This window comes from Nocardioides sp. LMS-CY (genome assembly GCF_018732145.1).
GTDB lineage: Bacteria > Actinomycetota > Actinomycetes > Propionibacteriales > Nocardioidaceae > Nocardioides > Nocardioides soli.
The window spans coordinates 5132447-5150498 of sequence record NZ_CP076104.1; the positions used below are offsets into that span (position 1 = coordinate 5132447).

Here is an 18052-nt window from a genome sequence, read left to right on the forward strand (position 1 = left end):
GATAGCGTTCTATCCAACACTTTTGGAGAGTTAACTATCTAAGGAGTTCGAGATGATGCTCTCCGACGAGAGCCGGATCCTTGCCGGGATCCTGCTGCTGAGCCTGGTCACCGTCGAGTCCGGCGGGCTCTACCTGCTGCAGGTCGTGCGCGGGAAGGCGGGCGTCACGCCGTTCCAGGAGAAGTTCGCCCGCGCCGGCCACGCCCACGCCGGCGTGCTGCTGATCGTGGCGCTGCTGTGCCAGCTGTACGCCGACGCCGCGGACCTCAGCGGCCTCCTCGACTGGCTCGCGCGCACCGGCGCCGCCATCGCCGCCCTGCTGATGCCGGGCGGGTTCTTCTTCTCCTCGATGGGCGCCGGCCGGCACCATCCGAACCGCCTGGTCGTGATGATCCCGGCCGGAGCCGTGGTGCTGGCCGCCGGGCTCGTGAGCCTCGGGGTCGGCCTGCTGGTCGGCTGACCGTCAGGCGGCGTTCAGCTCCTCGGCGACCTCCGCCTCGCCCGGCGCCGCCATCGGCTTCGGCCGCAGGAAGACACCGCCGACGATCGCGGCCAGCGCAGCGGCCACCGCACCGGCGGCGAACGCGATCTGGAAGCCGCCGTTGAGGGCCTCCAGCGGCGCGGCGCCGCTCGCGACCAGGGACTCGGTGCGGGCGGTCGACAGGCTGACCAGGACCGCGAGGCCGAGCGCGCCGCCCATCATGAACGACGTGTTCACGACGCCGGAGGCGAGCCCGGACTCGTGCGGCTCGACGTCGCCCATGGCGGCCAGCAGCACCGGATTGAAGGCGATGCCGGCACCGGCGCCCAGCAGCAGCATCGAGGGCAGCACGTCGACCAGGAAGCTGCCACCGACGGGGGCCCGGGAGAACAACGCCAGGCTGACCGCGGCCAGGCCCAGGCCGACCACCAGCGGCGGGCGGATGCCGAACCGCATCACGAGCCGGTCGGAGACCCGCAGTGAGCAGAAGGCCATCACCGCACTGGTGGGCAGGAAGGCGAGGCCGACCTCGAGCGCGCCGTACCCCAGCACCTGCTGGAGGTAGAGCGCGGCCAGGAAGAACCAGGCGAACATGGCCGCGGCCCACAGCACGCCCACCACCTGCGAGACGGCCACGTTGCGCAGCCGGAAGAGGCGCAGCGGCACCAGCGGCTCGGCGGTCCGCGACTCCCACGCGACGAACGCGGCGAGCAGCGCGGCGCTCGCGACCAGCAGGCCCCACCGGCTGTCGACGATGGCGTAGACCGACGTCATCAGCGCCCCGGTCACGAGCACGGCACCGAGCAGGTCGATGCGGCCGCGCCGCGCCACGGCCTCGTCGGCCGGCAGCACCCGTCGGGCGGCGACCCAGACGGCGACGCCGATCGGCACGTTCACCAGGAAGATCCAGTGCCACGAGAAGAGCCCGGTGAGCACGCCACCGAGCAGGACGCCGACGGCGCCGCCGCCCGACATCACGAACCCGAAGACGCCCATCGCCCGCGCCCGCTCCGCCGGGTCGGCGAAGAGGCCGACGATCAGCGAGAGCGCGACCGCCGAGACCGCCGCGCCGCCGAGCCCCTGGACCGCCCGGCCGACGACGAGCAGGCCGGCCGACGGGGCGAGCCCGCAGGCGACGGACGCGACCGTGAACGACACGACCCCGCCCAGGAACACCCGCCGGTTGCCGAGCAGGTCGCCGAGGCGACCCGACAGCAGCAGGAAGCCGCCGAAGGTGAGCAGGTAGGCGTTCACCACCCACGCCAGCGCGGACTGCGAGAACCCGAGGTCCTCCTGGATCGAGGGCAGGGCGACGTTCACGATGCTGGAGTCGAGCACGATCATGAGGTCACCGAGGCACAGCACGTACAGCGCCAGCCAGCGGCTCCGGGTGGTCAGGTCGGTCATCGTCGTCTCCTCGGTGGAACGGGCTCTCACCCTCACCACGAACCAGGCATCACGAAATCGACAGACCCCGCGAGATTTCCTTCCTCATCGGTGGTCGAGGCGCGAAGATGCGCCGAATCGGCCACGACGAGGTGGGTTTCGAGACGGTTGCTAGCGCAACCTCCTCAACCACCGAAGCCGATGGTTGAGGAAGGCGCGCTAGCGCCTGTCTCGAAACCCACCAATGTGGGTGCGTGGTTTCGAGACGGTTGCTAGCACAACCTCCTCAACCACCGAAGCCGATGGTTGAGGAAGGCGCGCTAGCGCCTGTCTCGAAACCCACCAACGCGGGCGAGCGACTTCGAGACGGTTGCTAGCACAACCTCCTCAACCACCGAAGCCGGTGGTTGAGGAAGGCGCGCCAGCGCCTGTCTCGAAACCACCGACCGTCGGAACGGCCCGTCGAGTCACACGTGCCGGCGCGACTGCACGACCCGGAACCGGGAGGCGACGTAGGCGCCGTCGGTGTAGCTGGCGTTGGCGGCGGGGTTCGCGCCGGTGCCGTGGAAGTCGGAGAAGGCGGCGGACTGGTTGACGAAGACGCCGCCGGTGAGGTTCTCCGAGAGCGCCACGCCAACCTCGAGCGCGGCCTCGCGCATGTCGTCGACGACCTCCTCGGAGGTGGAGTAGACCGAGGCGGTCATCGCGCCGTGCCGGGCGACGGTGTGGTCGAAGAGCGCGAGCGACTCGATGGTGTCCGCGGTCTCGATCAGGTAGGCGACCGGACCGAAGCACTCGCTGGTGTAGGTGTCGGCGTCGTCGGCGGTGAGCCCGACCAGCAAAGGGGTGCGGACCGTCGCGTCGGCGTACGCCGGGTGCCGGACCTCGCGGCTCGGCACCAGCACCCGCCCGCGGCCGGCGGCTCGCTCGACGCGCGCGGGGATGTCCGCGTTGACGATGCCGCCGAGCAGCTCGACCGCGCGGGCGTCGTCGCCGAGCAGCCGGTCGAGCGCGGCGCCGATGCCGGCGGCGATCTCGTCGACGCTCTTGTGGCCGGTGTCGGTCTCGATGCCGCCGGCGGGGACGAAGACGTTCTGCGGGGCCGTGCACATCTGGCCGGAGTAGAGGGAGAAGGAGAAGGCGAGGTTCTGGCACATCCCGGCGAAGTCGGAGGTCGAGTCGATGACCACGGTGTTGACGCCGGCCTTCTCGGTGAACACCACCGCCTGGTGCGCCTGGTCCTCGAGCCACTCGCCGAAGGCGTTGCCGCCGGTGTAGTCGATGATCCGGACCTCCGCCCGTCGCGCCAGCGTCGCGGCGAGCTTCTGGCCGCGCTCCTCGGCCGCGAGCAGGACGAGGCGCGGGTCGAAGCCGGCCTCGGCCAGCACCTCCTGGCACACCTGCACGGTGATCGCGAGCGGCAGCACCGCCGACGGGTGCGGCTTGACCACGACGGCGTTGCCGGTGACGAGGGAGGCGAACAGACCGGGCCAGGAGTTCCAGGTCGGGAACGTGTTGCACCCGATCACCAGCGCGACACCGCGCGGCACGATCGTGAACGTCTTCTCCAGGCGCAGCGGCTCGCCGCGGCCCGGCTTCTCCCACAGCGCGGTGCGCGGCGTGCGAGTCATCTCCACCCAGGCGTAGGCGATCGCCTCGAGCGCCCGGTCGAGCGCGTGCGCGCCGCCGGCCTGGAAGGCCATCACGAACGCCTGCCCGCTCGTGTGCTGCACCGCGTTGGCGAGCTCGAAGATCCGCGCGTGCAGCCGGTCGAGGATCTCCAGGCAGACGGCGGTGCGGCCGTCGGGGCCGGCGTCGCGCCAGGGTCGCATGCCGGCGGCCGCGGCCGCGAGCAGCGCGTCGGGGTCCGTCACGTGGGGGTACCGGACCCCCAGCCCGAAGCCGTACGGCGAGCGCTCGGTCGCGACCGTGCCCTCCGCACCCGCCGCCGTCAGCGGGAAGTCGCCGTCCAGCCAGGCGTCGAACGCCGCGCGCCCCGCCGGCGCCGCCTCCTCGCCGTAGACCCGCGGCGAGGGCGACTCGTCGAAGGCCGAGTAGAACTCGCGGCTCGCGATCGCCGCGACGGCAGAGTCGAGTCGCTCCCGATGACGGTCGAACCAGCTGTCGCTCACGGTGCCCTCCGGTTGCCTGGACCCAGTCACACTCTGGCATATCGAGGCGTCCGGCGGGACCCGTTGACGCGCCGATACGGTGGCCCGCATGAGGGTGCGCTGGATCGGGCTGGCGCTCGTGCTCGTGCTCGTCGGCGGGGCCACCGGGTACGCCGTGGGTCGTGCCCTGCTCGACGAGCCCGCCACGTCGTCCGGCGCGCGGCCGCTGCCGGCGGTCTCGCCGTCGTACCCCGTCAACGAGTACCACCTCGTGCCCGACCCGGGCGTCGCGCCGCTGCCGACCGACCTGCCGCTGCGGCCCCGACGGTTCGCCGCCGCCGGGGAGCGGATGACCGCCGACGTGCCGCGCGGCTGGCTGCGGGTGGCGCTCCAGGGACCGGACTGGAACTTCACCAAGCGCGGCAACCCCGGCTTCACCTACAAGCTGCGGATCGGCATCGACGCCGGCGACCGGGTCTCGGTCGCGGTGGCCCGCGAGAGCCGGATCAACGCGCTCGAGGACGCGGAGGCCAACGGCAACATCGAGCACGTCGTGATCGAGCAGCGCACCGACGACGGCTTCACCGCGACCTACATCGAGGACGGCCACCTGCGGGTGGCGATCGAGCGCTGGCTGCCCCAACGCGGCTCGACCGAGGCGTTCGCGACGGTCGCGGTCACCGGGCGCGAGGTCGACCGCCCGGGACTCGCCGACCTGGTCGAGCGGGTCGCGGCGTCGGCCCGCTACTGACGCCGGGCCATCGAGGCGGAGCGGGACTCACATGCCGTGCGCGTCGACGTCGTCGAGCACCCGGTTGACGGCGCCGCGATCGGCGCTGCGCACCTGCACCCAGAGCAGCTGGTCGTCGGTGACCTGCACCACCCGCTCGACGACGTACCCGCCCGGGCAGTCGCGGTGGACGACGGTCGCCGAGGGGCCCAGCCCGCCCGAGTCGGTGACCCGCTCCCCGGCCTCCGCGCACTCGGGGTGCTGGGGCAGCTGCACGGGCAGCTCGTCACCGGGCAGCACGCCGAGGAACACGCCCTCGACGCTCGACCCGGGATCGGCCCAGTCCGGGCCGGTGGCGACCGACAGCGCCGGGAAGCGGGCGTCCACGCCCGGCGGCCGCCAGCCGTCGGTGGCGACCGTGCGCTCCCACGCGGCCGGCACCGTCACGCTGAGCGCCGCCTCGTCGTCGGTCACCGTGACCTCGGGGTCGGCACGCTGGGCGACCAGGTAGCCCGCGGCGCCCGACGCGGCCAGCACCGCCGCCGCGGCCACGCCGCCGAGCAGCCACCGGCGCAGCCGATGGGAGGGCGCGGGCGGCCCGAGAAGCGGCTCGGGGCCCGCGAGCAGCGACGGGGCTCCGGCGGCCTGGGTCAGCTGGGGGTCGAGCGGCAGCCACGCGGCCGCGTCCGCACCCTCGACGTCCGGACCCAGCGCGTCCGCGAGCGCCCCGACGTACGACGCGACGTCGGGCCACCGCGCCTCCCGGTCGACCGCGAGCGCCCGGGCGACGACGGCGGACACCGCCTCGGAGACCGGGCGCTCCGACGTCGAGAGCGGCGGCGGCGGACCCGGCGCCGCGGCGGCCGCGAGCGACGCGTGGGAGAACGCCGCGCGCCCGCTCAGCAGCAGGTAGCTGAGCGCCCCGAGCGAGTAGAGGTCCGAGCGCGGGTCGAGCGGCTCGCCCTGGGCCTGCTCCGGCGACACGAAGGACGGCGTCCCGGCGATCACCGTCAGCCGCGACGAGACCTCCATCGACTTGCCCAGTCCGAGGTCGGCGACCATCGCGTGCAGCCGCCCGTCGACGGCGCGGAAGAGCACGTTCGCCGGCTTCAGGTCGCGGTGCAGCACGCCCCGCTCGTGCAGCGTCTGCAGGCCGGCGCCGACCTGGCGGACGACGTCCAGCGCCTGCGCGGGTGCGAGTCCGTCGATGCCGAGCCGGTCGGCGAGCGTGCCCTGGTCGGCGTACGACATCACGAGGTAGGGCCGCCCGTCGTCGAGCTCGCCCGCGTCGTAGACGGCGACGACGTACGGCGACTCCACCTTCCGCAGGAAGCGCCCCTCCTCGAGGAAGCGCTGGCGCACGGCCTGGTCCTCGGTCCAGTTGTCCGCGAGCACCTTGACCGCCACCGGCGAGTCGAGCTGCTCGTCGTAGGCGAGCCAGACGGTCGCGAAGGCCCCGGCGCCGATGCGGCGGCGCACGGCGTAGCGACCGAGTCGGGCGGGCATGGGCACGGCCGCATCATCCCAAACGCCATCCCAAACGCCGGCTCCTGCCTTCGGGGGTCGCCCCTGAGACGACTCGGGGTCGCCTCAGGGGTCGGTGCCGCGATCTCCCCGATGCGGCGCACCCGCCGCAGCCGCGAGGCTCGAGCCCATGATCACGGTCGACTCCCTCACCAAGCGCTACGGCGGCTTCACCGCCGTCGACGACGTCTCCTTCACCGCGCGGCCCGGCCGCGTCACCGGCTTCCTCGGCCCGAACGGCGCGGGGAAGTCCACCACGATGCGGATCATGGTCGGCCTGACGCCGGCCACGTCCGGCACCGCCGAGGTCAGCGGGCGCCGGTTCGCCGACCTCCCGAACCCCGGCCTCGAGGTCGGCGTCCTGTTGGACGCGTCCGCCCAGCACGCCGGCCGCACCGGCCGGGAGATCCTCACCATCGCCCAGCGCACCATGGGTCTGCCCCGCCGCCGGGTCGACGAGATGCTCGACCGGGTCAGCCTCACCCCCACCGAGGCCGGCCGCCGGGTCCGCAACTACTCGCTGGGCATGCGGCAGCGGCTCGGCATCGCGACCGCGCTGCTCGGCGAGCCCGAGGTGCTGATCCTCGACGAGCCGGCCAACGGGCTGGACCCCGCCGGCATCCGCTGGATGCGCGACCTGCTGCGCGGGTACGCCGACCAGGGCGGCACCGTGCTGCTCTCGTCGCACCTCCTGCACGAGATCGAGGTGATCGCCGACGACCTCGTGGTGATCGGCCAGGGCCGGATCGTCGCGCAGGGCACGAAGGCCGAGCTGCTCGCGTCCGCGGGCACGCTGGTCCGCACCCGCGACGTACCGACCCTCGCCGACGCCCTCGCCGCGGCCGGCCTGACGTTCTCCCATCTGACCGACGCGCTCCGCGTCGAGGCCGACCCCGACGTGGTCGGCCAGGTCGCCCTGGGGGCGGGCGTCGCCCTCACCGAGCTCCGCGCCGCCGACGGCGCCGGACTGGAGGAGATGTTCCTCGAGCTCACCGCAGAGACCCAGCGAGAAGGAGTTGCAGCATGACCGCGAGCACTGTCGAGGAAGCCGTCGAGACGACGGTCGCCACCAGGGCGCGGCCCGCTCCCGCCCGCATCCCCATGTCCCGGATCGTCGCCGTCGAGCTGCGCAAGTCGTTCGACACCCGCTCCGGCTTCTGGCTGATGGCCGGCATCGCGATCCTCGCGGTGGTCGCCACCACCGCGACGATCCTGTTCGCACCCGACGACCAGCTCGACTACGAGGCGTTCGCGACCGCGGTCGGCTTCCCGATGGCCGTGATCCTCCCGATGGTGGCGATCCTCTCCGTCACCAGCGAGTGGAGCCAGCGCACCGGGCTCACGTCGTTCACGCTCGTGCCGCACCGCGGCCGGGTGATCCGGGCGAAGGCGCTCGTCGCGCTCGTCGTCGGTGTCACCTCGATGCTGCTCGCCGCCGCGATCGGCGCCCTCGGCAACGTGGTCGGCAGCGCGATCGCCGGCGTCGACACGGTGTGGAACGTCTCCGCGCAGGAGCTCGGCTACATCATCCTGGCCAACATCCTCGGCATGGCGGTGGGCTTCATGCTCGGCGTGCTGATCCGGAACTCGCCCGGCGCGATCGTCGGCTACTTCGTCTACAGCCTGGTGCTGCCGACCGTGACCACCGTGCTGGCCGAGACCCAGGAGTGGTTCGCCGACAAGCAGCCGTGGCTCGACTTCAACTACGCCCAGGGATCGCTCTTCGAGGGCAGCGTCAGTGGCGAGCAGTGGGCCCAGCTCGGCGTGACCGGCCTCGTCTGGCTGGTCATCCCCCTGACCGTCGGCGTCTGGATGGTGCTGCGCTCCGAGGTGAAGTAACGAGTCGGTCACCCTTCCCCGTCGTCCAGCACAATGGTGCGGACGACGGGGAAGGGTTTGCCGCATGACCGACCAGGGACTGGGTCCCGACCAGATCGACGAGCTCGCGCGCCGCGCCCAGGCGGGTGACCGCGACGCGCTGGAGACGCTGCTCGCTGCGGTCCGGCCGCGCGCACTCAACGTCTGTCGAGGGGTGCTGCCCCACCTGCCCGACGCCGAGGACGCCTGCCAGGACGCGCTGATCAACGTGGCCGCCAAGATCGGGACGTGGAACGGGCGGGGCCGGTTCACGACCTGGCTGCACGTCGTCGCCATGAACAGCGCCCGCTCGACGTACCGCCGGATGAAGAGGCAGGCCACGCCCCACGACCCGACGGAGCACGCCGCGATCGAGCGCCCGGACCCGCGCACCACCAGCGTCATCGCCGGCACCCGCCTCGACCTGCTCGAGGCGATGGAGACCATCGAGCGGGACCACCCGCAGTTCGTCGAGCCGCTGCTGCTGCGGGACGTCTACGGCCTCTCCTACGAGGAGATCGCCCGCCAGGTCGGCGCGCCGCTCGGCACCGTGAAGGCCCAGATCCACCACGGTCGCAAGCTCGCCCGGCCGCTGCTGCGGGGCGGCGAGTGAGGCCTCGGTCCGCGCTCGCGGCCGCCCTCGCCGCGGCCCTGCTCCTCGGCGCCTGCACGTCCGACCAGGACCGGCCCGGCGCCGCCGTGTCGGCGGCACCCTCGCCGGAGCCGTCGTCCCCGTCGGTGCCCGGGCGCCCGCTCGGGGCGAGCGACCCCGTGGAGGACCGGGTCTACCCGGAGGTCGGCGACCCCGGCGTCGACGCGCTCCACTACCGGCTCGACCTCACCTGGGACCCCGCCACCAGCACCCTGCAGGGCCGCGAACGGCTGCGGCTGCGCTCGACCGGGGACGCCGACCGGCTCCAGCTGGATCTCTCCGGCGACCTCACCGTGGCTCGCGTGACCGTCGACGGCGAGGCGGCCGAGTTCGCCCACACCGGCAAGGACCTCGTGGTCTCCCACCCCGTGCGCGAGGATCGTCGCTACACGCTGGTCGTCGACTACTCCGGCGTCCCGCGCCCGGTGCCGGCACCGACCAAGCGCAGCGACTTCGACACCGTCGGCTGGACCACGACCGCCGACGGCGAGGTCTGGACGATGCAGGAGCCGTACGGCGCCTACTCGTGGTACCCCGTCAACGACCAGCCCTCCGACAAGGCGCTCTACGACTTCCGGATCACCGTCCCGACTCCGTGGGTCGGCGTCGCCAACGGCCGGCTCCGCTCGCGGGCGGAGCGGGACGGGCAGACGGTGACCCGCTGGACGCTGGACGAGCCGGCCGCGTCGTACCTCGTCACCATCGCGATCGGCGATCTGGTGGAGACCAAGGACCGCTCGGCGTCGGGCGTGCCGATGACGTACTGGACCCCGCCCGGCCGCGACGACCTCCTCGACCGGCTGCGCCTCGCCCCGTCGGCCCTCGCCTGGCTGGAGGCGCGGCTCGGGGAGTTCCCCTTCGACTCGCTCGGGTTCGTGGTCGTCGACTCCCGGAGCGGGATGGAGACGCAGACGATGATCACCCTCGGCGACACGGCGTACGCCACCTCGCCGGAGGTGCTCGTGCACGAGATCGCCCATCACTGGTACGGCGACCAGGTCACCCCGGTCGACTGGCGCGACGTGTGGATGAGCGAGGGCATGGCGATGTTCCTCCAGGCCACCTGGCAGGACCAGGCGCAGGACCAGCCGCTCGAGCAGACCATGGACTACTGGGCGGAGCAGGACGGCGAGCTGCGCCGGAGCTTCGGGCCGCCGGCCGACTACGACCCCGCCGCCTTCGGGGCGTCCAACATCTACACGACCCCGGGCCTGATGTGGGACGAGCTGCGCAAGCGGATCGGCGACGACCTCTTCTGGCGGCTGGTCCGGGAGTGGCCGGCCGCCCACGACAACGGCAACGCCGACTACGACGACATCACGACGTGGTGGTCGGAGCGGTCGGGCGAGGACCTGTCGGGCTTCTTCGACGACTGGCTGCTCGGGTCGACCACGCCGGAGCGCGTCTCCTGACGGTCCGCGACCCGTCTGCCCTGGGCGGAATCGCTTGCCCCGCGAGCGGATCCTCGACAGCGTGGCGGCCGTGAAGATCCTGGTGCTCGGCGGTTCGGTGTTCCTGTCCAAGGCGGTCGCGGCGGAGGCGGTGGCCCGCGGCCACGACGTCACGTGCGCCAACCGCGGGTCGTCGGGACCGGTTCCCGACGGCGCGGCGTTCGTCCGCTGGGACCGCGGCGAGGCGGTGCCCGTCGAGCTCGCGGACACGGCGTACGACGCGGTCGTCGACGTGGGCCGGATGCCGTCGTGGGTGCGCGGCGCCGTCGCGGCCTGGCCGGCCGCGCACTGGGTCTTCGTCTCGACCGTCAACGTGTACGCCGACGTCTCGACGCCCGGCGGCCGACCGGGCTCGCTGCCGCTGCGCGACCCGCAGCCGGACGACGTCGACCTGACACAGGACCCGGACGCCTACGGGCCGATGAAGGTCGCGTGCGAGCAGATCGTCCGCGACGGCGCCGCGTCGTGGACCGTGATCCGGCCCGGGCTGATCGTCGGCCCGGGCGACCCCACCGGCCGATTCAGCTACTGGCCGGCACGGCTCGCCGACGGCGGGGAGGCGCTCGCCGGCGGCCGGCCGGAGGACCGGATGCAGGTGATCGACGCGCGCGACCTGGCCGCGTGGATCGTCACCTGCGCCGAGCAGCGCACCGCTGGCGACTACGACGGCGTCGGCGAGGTGCTGCCGCTCGGGGCGCTCCTCGCCCGCGTCGCCGACGGCGTCGATGGCGACGCCGACCTGACCTGGGTGCCCCAGGAGTTCCTCGCCGACCAGGGCGTGCAGCCGTGGATGGGTCCCGAGGCGCTGCCGCTGTGGCTCCCCCGGCCCGAGTACGACGGCCTGGGCAGCCACGACCCGGCGCCGTCGTACGCCGCCGGCCTGGTGCTGCGCCCGGTGGCGGACACCGCGCGCGACACGCTCGCGTGGCAGCGGGCCACGCCGGACGCCGCCGTCACGGGGCTGACGCGCGAGCGGGAGGCCGCGGTCCTCGACGCCTGGCGGGCGCGGGACTGACCCCGGGCAGGCACATCTCCTGCCAATCCCGGGCGCCAGGAACGGCAAGAGATGACGTCAGCACGCACACGATCGAGCACTAGCCTCGGGGAATGACGACCGCGCCGCGCCCCGCTCGCCTCTCCGCCAACGAGCTGATCGACCTGGTCCTCGACGAGGGCTCCTGGACCTCATGGGACACCGCGCCGACGTACGGCGACATCTCCGACGAGTACGCCGCGGAGCTCGCGGCCGCTCGGGAGAAGAGCGGCGTCGACGAGTCGGTGCTCTCCGGCGAGGGCCTGATGCACGGTCGGCGGGTGGCGGTCGTGATGGGCGAGTTCCGCTTCCTCGCCGGGTCGATCGGGCGCGCCGCCGCGGACCGACTGGTCACCGCGATCGAGCGGGCCACCCGTGAGGGACTCCCGCTGCTCGCGGGCCCGGTCAGCGGCGGCACGCGGATGCAGGAGGGCACGCCGGCGTTCGTGCAGATGGTGCGCATCACCGAGGCGGTCGCGGCGCACAAGGCGGCCGGGCTTCCCTACCTCGTCTACCTGCGCCACCCCACGACCGGCGGGGTGATGGCGTCGTGGGGCTCGCTGGGTCACGTGACGGTGGCCGAGCCGGGCGCGCTGATCGGCTTCCTGGGGCCCCGGGTCTACGAGGCGCTCTACGACAAGCCGTTCCCCGAGGGCGTGCAGACGTCGGAGAACCTCTACGCGCGCGGCATCATCGACGCCGTCCTGCCCCCCGAGGAGATCGCCGGCATCCTCGACCGCGCGCTCGCGATCCTGCTGGCGCCCCGGCACGGCATCAAGCCGGTGCCGGCGCCGGTGCCGCTCACGCCGCTGCCCGAGGTGGAGACCTGGGACGCCGTGGTGCGCTCGCGGCGGCCCGACCGGCCCGGCGTACGGCGGCTGCTGCGGTACGCCGCCAGCGACGTGATCCCGCTCAACGGCACCGGTCAGGGCGAGCGCGACCCCGGCCTGCTGATCGCGCTGGCGACGTTCGGCCAGGCGCCGTGCGTCTTCCTCGGCCAGGACCGGCGCGGCCAGACCGAGGAGCACCCGATGGGCCCGGAGGCGCTGCGCGAGGCCCAGCGCGGCATGCGCCTGGCCGCCGACCTCGGCCTGCCGCTCGTGACCGTGATCGACACCCGCGGCGCGGCGCTGTCGGCCGAGGCCGAGAACGGCGGCATGGCCGGCGAGATCGCCCGCTGCCTCAACGAGCTGGTCACCGTGCAGGCCCCCACGCTCTGCCTGATGCTCGGCGAGGGCAACGGCGGCGGCGCGCTGGCGTTCCTGCCCGCGGACCGGGTGATCGCCGCCCAGCACGCGTGGCTCTCCCCGCTCCCGCCCGAGGGCGCCAGCGCGATCGTGCACCGCGATCTCGACCACGCTCCCGAGATGGCGCGGGCCCAGAAGGTGCGCGCCCTCGACCTGCGCGATCGCGGCATCGTCGACCGGATCGTCGCCGAGCTTCCCGACGCGGCCGACGAGCCCGAGGCGTTCTGCCAGCGGGTCGGCGCCGTGCTCGAGCACGAGCTGGCCGCGCTGCTCGACGCGGGGCCGGGGTCGCCGGCTGACCGGGCGCGGCGTTACCTGTAACGCCGGGTTACCGACTGTTCCCACGGTGCTGCAACCTGGTGGAGACAGCTGCTAACCCGGCGTTACAGCACCGACCTAGAACGCGTTACAGTCACCGCTCATGAGGACGTACGCCGTGAGCGGGGCGGCATCGGGTATCGGGGCGGCGACCGCCCGGCAGCTGCGGGACCAGGGGCACCGGGTGATCGGCATCGACCGCACGGCCACCGACGGGGTCGACGTGGTGGCCGACCTGTCGACGCCCGACGGCCGTGTGCGGGCGGTCGACGGCGTACGCGCGCTCACCGACACGCTCCACGGGCTGGTGCCGGCGGCCGGCATCGCCGGGCGCACCGGCGTCGACTCCGCGCTGCTGGTGTCGATCAACTTCTTCGGGGCGATCGCGCTGGTCACCGGCCTACACGAGGAGCTGACCCGCGGCGCGGCGGACGGCGGCGCGGGCGTCGTGCTGCTGGCGTCGAACTCCATCACCGGCATGCCCGGCTGGAACGCCCCGGTCGCCCAGGCCTGCCTGCGCGGCGACGAGCCGACGGCCCGCGCGGAGGCGGCGCGGGTCGACTCGGTGATGGTCTACCCCTCCAGCAAGGCGGCGCTTGCGTGGTGGGCGCGCCGCGAGGGCGTGAAGCCGGAGTGGGCGGGCGCGGGGATCCGGCTCAACTCGGTGGCGCCCGGCGCGACCGAGACGCCGATGGTCGAGCAGATGCGCGCCGACCCGCTCCTCGGCCCGGCGATCGACGCGTACCCGAACGCCATCGGCCGCACCGGGCGGCCGGAGGAGGTGGCCGCCACGATCTGCTTCCTGCTCTCCGCCGCCGCGGCGGCGATCGTCGGAGCGGTGCTCTTCGTCGACGGCGGCACCGACGCGATGCTGCACCCGATCGCCCCGCCGGGCTGGGAGGTCACGGGCATCGAGCCGTAGCCCGCCGTACGCTCGGGGCATGCGCGTCGCCCTCGTGCTCGGCTCCGGCGGCGCTCGCGGCTACGCGCACATCGGCGCGATCGCCGAGCTCGAGGAGCGGGGCCACGAGATGATCGCGGTCGCCGGCTCGTCGATGGGGGCGCTGGTGGGCGGCCTGTACGCCGCGGGCGTGCTCGACGAGTACACGACCTGGGCCCGCGGACTGACCCAGGGTGCGGTCGTGCGGCTGCTCGACCCGAAGTGGTCGGCGGGCGGCGCGATCGCCGCCGAGCGGGTCTTCGCCGAGGTCGAGCGGATCGTCGACGACCGGCTGATCGAGGACCTGCCGATCCCCTTCACCGCGGTCGCGACCGACCTCCGCGCCCGGCGCGAGGTGTGGTTCCAGCGCGGTCCGTTGGTCTCCGCGCTCCGGGCCTCGATCGCGATCCCCGGCGTGATCACACCGGTGGTCGTCAACGGCCGCCTCCTCGTCGACGGCGGCCTGATGAACCCGGTCCCCATCGAGCCGACCGCCGCCGCCGCGGCCGACCTCACCGTCGCGATCTCGCTGTCGGGCGACCGCAGCGCGCGCGAGCCCAACACCCCCGCCCGCGAGGCGGCGCCCTCGACCTGGCGCGGCGAGCTGGTGGAACGGGTACGTCGTACCGTCGGGCGCGAACGGGATGCCGAGCCGCACGACCCGTTCGAGGACCTGCGCATCTCCGACGTTGTCGGGCTGTCGATGGACGCGATGCAGGGCATCGTCACGCGCTACCGGATGGCCGGCCTGCCGCCGGACGTGCTGGTGACGGTCCCGGTGTCGGCCGCGAGGTCGCTCGACTTCCACCGCGCGGCGGAGATGATCGACCTGGGCCGCAAGCTCACGGCCGAGGCCCTCGACCGGGCCGGCCACTGACCTCACCAGCGGTTGCGCGCCTCCTCTGCCCAGCCGACCAGGCCGTCGAGCTCGACGCGCTCGCCGTCGGCGCTCGCCCAGCCCGACCAGTGCCCGAAGCACTGGTGGGTCTCGTTGGCCACCACGCCGAGGTTGGTGCGCGACACCTTCTCGTGGAAGGGCGTGAACGTCGCGTCGACCCCGTCACCGCGGATCCGCCACGGGCGCAGCCAGTCGCCGCGGTCGTACTCCCACACCAGGTCGGCGCCGATCTTGTGCAGCCGGCCGTCGACGAAGAGGCCGTTCTCGGTGATCCCGGTGCCGTCGGTCCACTTCCCGCCCAGGGTGAGTCCGCGACCGTCCCCGGAGCCCGCGGCCCAGTTCCAGGTCACGGCGTACGGCCACTTGCCCCGGCCGTGGTCCAGCACCGCCCAGCCGCTCACGTCGTACGCCGTGCCGTCGAGCCGCAGGCTGCCGCCGACCGGGCGGGAGACGTCCTTGACGGTGTACTGGAAGCGCCGGCTGCTCCACGGCACCACCACACCGAGCACCTCGGCGCCCGGAGCGACGGTGAGGTCGACGTCCACCCCGGGCGCGGTCGCCCGCAGCGCGTTGTCGGAGACCTCGAGGCGCAGCGCCCTGGACGTCACCGACGCGACCCCGCCGTACCCCCGCGGGATCGCGACGCCGCGGCCGAGCGGCGGCACCGCCTCGCGCTCCCAGGTGCGGCCGGTCTCGCGGTCGAGCACCCACAGCGAGCAGACGCCGGCGTAGTCGAGCGACGAGACGACGAGGCCGAGGCAGAAGCGGTCGGTGACGACGCCCCAGTACTCCCAGCGCTTCGCCCGGCCCCAGCCCCGGAGGTTGGGACGCACCAGCGGTCGCCGCGCCCAGCCGACGGCCGCCGGGTTGAGACGGCCGTTCGGCAGGCAGAGGTCGACGGGCTCGGTGATCTCGCGTTCGGTCACGACAGTCGTCTACGGGGCTTGTCAGCCGAAGCGAGCGCGACACGCCGGTGCGGCCCGGCGTGTCGCCGCCGTTTCCCCGGGCAGCCGGGGAAACGGCGGCGACTCAGAACAGCAGCGCCGTCCCCGGATCCTCCAGCAGACCCGCCACGTCGGCCAGGAACCGCGACCCCAGCTCGCCGTCGATGTGCCGATGGTCGAAGGAGAGCGCCAGGGTGGTCACGTCGCGGGCGACGATCTCCCCGGTGGCCTCGTCGACCCAAGGCCGCTTGTTGATCGCGCCGAAGGCGAGGATCGCCGACTCGCCCGGATTGATGATCGGCGTCCCGGCGTCGATGCCGAAGACACCCACGTTGGTGATCGTGAACGTGCCGCCGCTCATCTCCGCGGGCTGCGTCCTGCCGGACCGGGCCGTCTCCACGAGCTGCCCGAGAGCCGAGGCGAGCTCGACGAGCGACATCGACTCGGCGTCCTTGACGTTCGGCACGACCAGCCCGCGCGGGGTGGCCGCGGCGATGCCGAGGTTGACGTAGCGCTTGTAGACGACCTCCTGCGCGGCCTCGTCCCACCAGGAGTTGATCTCCGGCGTCCGCCGTATCGCCAGGATGCACGCCCGCACGAGCACCAGGAGCGGGCTGACCCGCAGCTCGCGGAACTCGCGGCGGGACTTGAGCCGCTCGACGAGCTCCATTGTCCGGGTGACGTCGACGGTGACCCACTCGGTGACGTGCGGGCTGGTGAACGCCGACTGGCTCATCGCCTGGGCCATCATCTTGCGCACGCCCTTGACCGGCTCGCGCCACTCCCGCTCGCCCTGCGGGACGTCATACGGACGGTGTGTCCCCTGGCTCTCACCGTATGACGTCCCGGCCGCCGCAGCCGCCTCGACGTCCTCACGAGAGACCGTGCCGTTCGGGCCGGACGGGGCCAGCGTGGCCAGGTCGACGCCGAGGTCCTTGGCGAGCTTGCGCACGGGCGGCTTGGCCAGCACCCGTACGTCGGCCGAGGACGCCCGCGCCACGGACTGCGCCGGCACCGGCTCGGGCGCCGGCTCGGCCTCGACCATCGGCGCGGCACCGGGGCCGAAGGCCGCCTGCGCCTGCAGCTGCGCGGCCGCCGCGCCCGACGACACCTTGCGTGCGCGCCGGACCGGACCGCGGTCGGCCTTGTTGCGGCCCACGAGCGACTCGCCCTCGCCACCGCCGGAGGCGGCCGGGTTGGACAGGTCGATCTCCGCCGGCGGCTCGGGGACAGCGGCGGGCTCGGCCGCCGACGCCTCGGCGCCGATCGCGATGATCGGGGTGCCCACGGGCACGGTCTCGCCCTCGGGCACGAGCAGCGCGGTCACGGTGCCGGCGTACGGCGACGGCAGCTCGACGATCGACTTCGCGGTCTCGATCTCGACGACGACGTCGTTGACGGCGACCTCGTCGCCGACCTTGACCTTCCAGCTGACGATCTCGGCCTCGGTGAGGCCCTCACCCACGTCGGGGAGCAGGTACTCGGCCACGGATCAGAACCCCATCGATCGGTCGACGGCGTCGAGCACCCGGTCGAGGTCGGGGAGGTAGTCCTCCTCGATCCGCGAGGGCGGGTACGGCGTGTCGAACGCGCCCACCCGCAGCACCGGCGCCTCCAGCGAGTAGAAGCACTCCTCGGTGATCCGGGCCGTGAGCTCGGCGCCCATGCCGAGGTTGACGTGCGCCTCGTGGGTCACGACCACCCGGCCGGTCCGGCGTACCGACTCGTAGACGGGCGCCATGTCGAGCGGCGACAGCGTGCGCAGGTCGATCACCTCGAGCGAGCGTCCTTCGCCGGCGGCCGCCTCGGCGGCCTTGAGCGCGGTCTTCACCGTGGGGCCGTAGGCGAGCACGGTGACGTCGCTGCCCGCCCGCACCACCCGCGAGGTGAAGAGCGGCTCCGGGGTGGCGGTGTCGTCGAGATCGGCCTTGTCGGCGTGGTACTGCCGCTTCGGCTCCAGGAAGATCACCGGGTCGTCGGAGGCGATGGCCTGCTGGATCATCCAGTAGCCGTCGACCGGGTTGGAGCAGGCCACCACCTTGAGCCCGGGTGTGTGCGCGAACTGCGCCTCCGGCGACTCGCTGTGGTGCTCGACCGCGCCGATGCCGCCGCCGAAGGGGATCCGGATGACCATCGGCATCTTGAGCTTGCCCTGCGAGCGGAACTGGATCTTCGCGACCTGGCAGACGATCTGGTCGTACGCCGGGTAGACGAACCCGTCGAACTGGATCTCCACGACCGGGCGGTAGCCGCGCATCGCGAGGCCGACGGCGGTGCCGACGATGCCGGACTCCGCGAGCGGCGAGTCGATGACCCGGTCCTCGCCGAAGTCCTTCTGCAGCCCGTCGGTGATCCGGAAGACGCCGCCGAGCTTGCCGATGTCCTCGCCCATGAGCACGACCTTGGGGTCGTCCTCCATCGCCTTGCGCAGGCCCATGTTGAGCGCCTTCGCGAGGGTCACCTTCTGAGTCTGAGCCATC

General features: G+C 73.2%; 16 protein-coding genes. 10 read left to right on the forward strand and 6 right to left on the reverse strand.

Annotated features, from left to right (window positions below):
* Positions 1–52: 52 nt before the first annotated feature.
* Entirely contained in the window at positions 53–460 is a 408-nt protein-coding gene (locus KM427_RS24205) for a hypothetical protein (RefSeq protein ID WP_215525612.1), read from the forward strand.
* Between the two features lie 3 nt (positions 461–463).
* Here the strand turns inward: KM427_RS24205 and KM427_RS24210 are convergent, their stop codons facing one another.
* Positions 464–1888, reverse strand: coding sequence for a DHA2 family efflux MFS transporter permease subunit (locus KM427_RS24210; protein WP_215525613.1), 1425 nt, complete (start codon positions 1886–1888; stop codon positions 464–466).
* Positions 1889–2334: 446 nt separating this feature from the next.
* On the reverse strand, positions 2335–3999 hold the full coding sequence (gene paaN / locus KM427_RS24215) for a phenylacetic acid degradation protein PaaN (protein ID WP_252274841.1): 1665 nt from the start codon (positions 3997–3999) through the stop codon (positions 2335–2337).
* A gap of 88 nt (positions 4000–4087) precedes the next feature.
* Here paaN and KM427_RS24220 point away from each other — a divergent pair, with 88 nt between their 5' ends.
* Positions 4088–4729, forward strand: a complete 642-nt coding sequence (locus KM427_RS24220) for a hypothetical protein (RefSeq protein ID WP_215525615.1) — start codon at positions 4088–4090, stop codon at positions 4727–4729.
* 27 nt (positions 4730–4756) lie between these two features.
* Here the strand turns inward: KM427_RS24220 and KM427_RS24225 are convergent, their stop codons facing one another.
* Entirely contained in the window at positions 4757–6214 is a 1458-nt protein-coding gene (locus KM427_RS24225; protein ID WP_252275448.1) for a serine/threonine-protein kinase, read from the reverse strand.
* 148 nt (positions 6215–6362) lie between these two features.
* Between KM427_RS24225 and KM427_RS24230 the strand changes: the two genes are divergently transcribed.
* The 8 genes from KM427_RS24230 (at position 6363) to KM427_RS24265 (ending at position 14607) form a co-directional block, all read left to right on the forward strand.
* Entirely contained in the window at positions 6363–7259 is an 897-nt protein-coding gene (locus tag KM427_RS24230) for an ABC transporter ATP-binding protein (protein WP_215525617.1), read from the forward strand.
* A complete protein-coding gene (locus KM427_RS24235) occupies positions 7256–8071 on the forward strand; it encodes an ABC transporter permease (protein WP_183595125.1) in 816 nt (271 codons plus the stop codon). The genes KM427_RS24230 and KM427_RS24235 overlap by 4 nt, the downstream gene beginning before the upstream one ends.
* 64 nt (positions 8072–8135) lie before the next feature.
* Positions 8136–8702, forward strand: coding sequence for an RNA polymerase sigma factor (locus tag KM427_RS24240; RefSeq protein WP_215525618.1), 567 nt, complete (start codon positions 8136–8138; stop codon positions 8700–8702).
* The gene (locus tag KM427_RS24245; protein WP_215525619.1) at positions 8699–10153 is read left to right on the forward strand and encodes a M1 family metallopeptidase; all 1455 of its coding nucleotides are present in this window, start codon (positions 8699–8701) and stop codon (positions 10151–10153) included. Before KM427_RS24240 ends, KM427_RS24245 begins: the two co-directional genes overlap by 4 nt.
* A 61-nt stretch (positions 10154–10214) precedes the next feature.
* Positions 10215–11207, forward strand: a complete 993-nt coding sequence (locus KM427_RS24250) for an NAD-dependent epimerase/dehydratase family protein (RefSeq protein ID WP_252274843.1) — start codon at positions 10215–10217, stop codon at positions 11205–11207.
* A 92-nt stretch (positions 11208–11299) separates the two neighbouring features.
* Positions 11300–12793, forward strand: coding sequence for a carboxyl transferase domain-containing protein (locus KM427_RS24255; protein WP_215525620.1), 1494 nt, complete (start codon positions 11300–11302; stop codon positions 12791–12793).
* A gap of 100 nt (positions 12794–12893) precedes the next feature.
* On the forward strand, positions 12894–13712 hold the full coding sequence (locus tag KM427_RS24260) for an SDR family oxidoreductase (protein WP_252274845.1): 819 nt from the start codon (positions 12894–12896) through the stop codon (positions 13710–13712).
* Positions 13713–13731: 19 nt separating this feature from the next.
* Positions 13732–14607, forward strand: a complete 876-nt coding sequence (locus KM427_RS24265; protein WP_215525621.1) for a patatin-like phospholipase family protein — start codon at positions 13732–13734, stop codon at positions 14605–14607.
* A 2-nt stretch (positions 14608–14609) separates the two neighbouring features.
* Here the strand turns inward: KM427_RS24265 and KM427_RS24270 are convergent, their stop codons facing one another.
* The 3 genes from KM427_RS24270 to KM427_RS24280 all read right to left on the reverse strand — a co-directional run bounded on the left by KM427_RS24270 (position 14610) and on the right by KM427_RS24280 (position 18051).
* Positions 14610–15554: a DUF2804 domain-containing protein gene (locus tag KM427_RS24270; RefSeq protein ID WP_215525622.1), complete on the reverse strand. Its 945-nt coding sequence runs from the start codon at positions 15552–15554 to the stop codon at positions 14610–14612.
* Between the two features lie 103 nt (positions 15555–15657).
* On the reverse strand, positions 15658–17061 hold the full coding sequence (locus tag KM427_RS24275) for a dihydrolipoamide acetyltransferase family protein (protein ID WP_215525623.1): 1404 nt from the start codon (positions 17059–17061) through the stop codon (positions 15658–15660).
* A gap of 3 nt (positions 17062–17064) precedes the next feature.
* Positions 17065–18051, reverse strand: coding sequence for an alpha-ketoacid dehydrogenase subunit beta (locus KM427_RS24280; RefSeq protein ID WP_215525624.1), 987 nt, complete (start codon positions 18049–18051; stop codon positions 17065–17067).
* Position 18052 lies beyond the last annotated feature (1 nt).

Excerpts from the sequence above, each read along its gene's own strand:
- KM427_RS24235 (WP_183595125.1), top strand. The coding sequence starts at position 7,256 with ATGACCGCGAGCACTGTCGAGGAAGCCGTCGAGACGACGGTCGCCACC.
- KM427_RS24255 (WP_215525620.1), top strand. The coding sequence starts at position 11,300 with ATGACGACCGCGCCGCGCCCCGCTCGCCTCTCCGCCAACGAGCTGATC.
- KM427_RS24210 (WP_215525613.1), bottom strand. The coding sequence starts at position 1,888 with ATGACCGACCTGACCACCCGGAGCCGCTGGCTGGCGCTGTACGTGCTG.
- KM427_RS24240 (WP_215525618.1), top strand. The coding sequence starts at position 8,136 with ATGACCGACCAGGGACTGGGTCCCGACCAGATCGACGAGCTCGCGCGC.
- KM427_RS24260 (WP_252274845.1), top strand. The coding sequence starts at position 12,894 with ATGAGGACGTACGCCGTGAGCGGGGCGGCATCGGGTATCGGGGCGGCG.
- KM427_RS24280 (WP_215525624.1), bottom strand. The coding sequence starts at position 18,051 with ATGGCTCAGACTCAGAAGGTGACCCTCGCGAAGGCGCTCAACATGGGC.
- KM427_RS24230 (WP_215525617.1), top strand. The coding sequence starts at position 6,363 with ATGATCACGGTCGACTCCCTCACCAAGCGCTACGGCGGCTTCACCGCC.
- KM427_RS24225 (WP_252275448.1), bottom strand. The coding sequence starts at position 6,214 with ATGCCCGCCCGACTCGGTCGCTACGCCGTGCGCCGCCGCATCGGCGCC.
- KM427_RS24220 (WP_215525615.1), top strand. The coding sequence starts at position 4,088 with ATGAGGGTGCGCTGGATCGGGCTGGCGCTCGTGCTCGTGCTCGTCGGC.
- KM427_RS24205 (WP_215525612.1), top strand. The coding sequence starts at position 53 with ATGATGCTCTCCGACGAGAGCCGGATCCTTGCCGGGATCCTGCTGCTG.
- KM427_RS24265 (WP_215525621.1), top strand. The coding sequence starts at position 13,732 with ATGCGCGTCGCCCTCGTGCTCGGCTCCGGCGGCGCTCGCGGCTACGCG.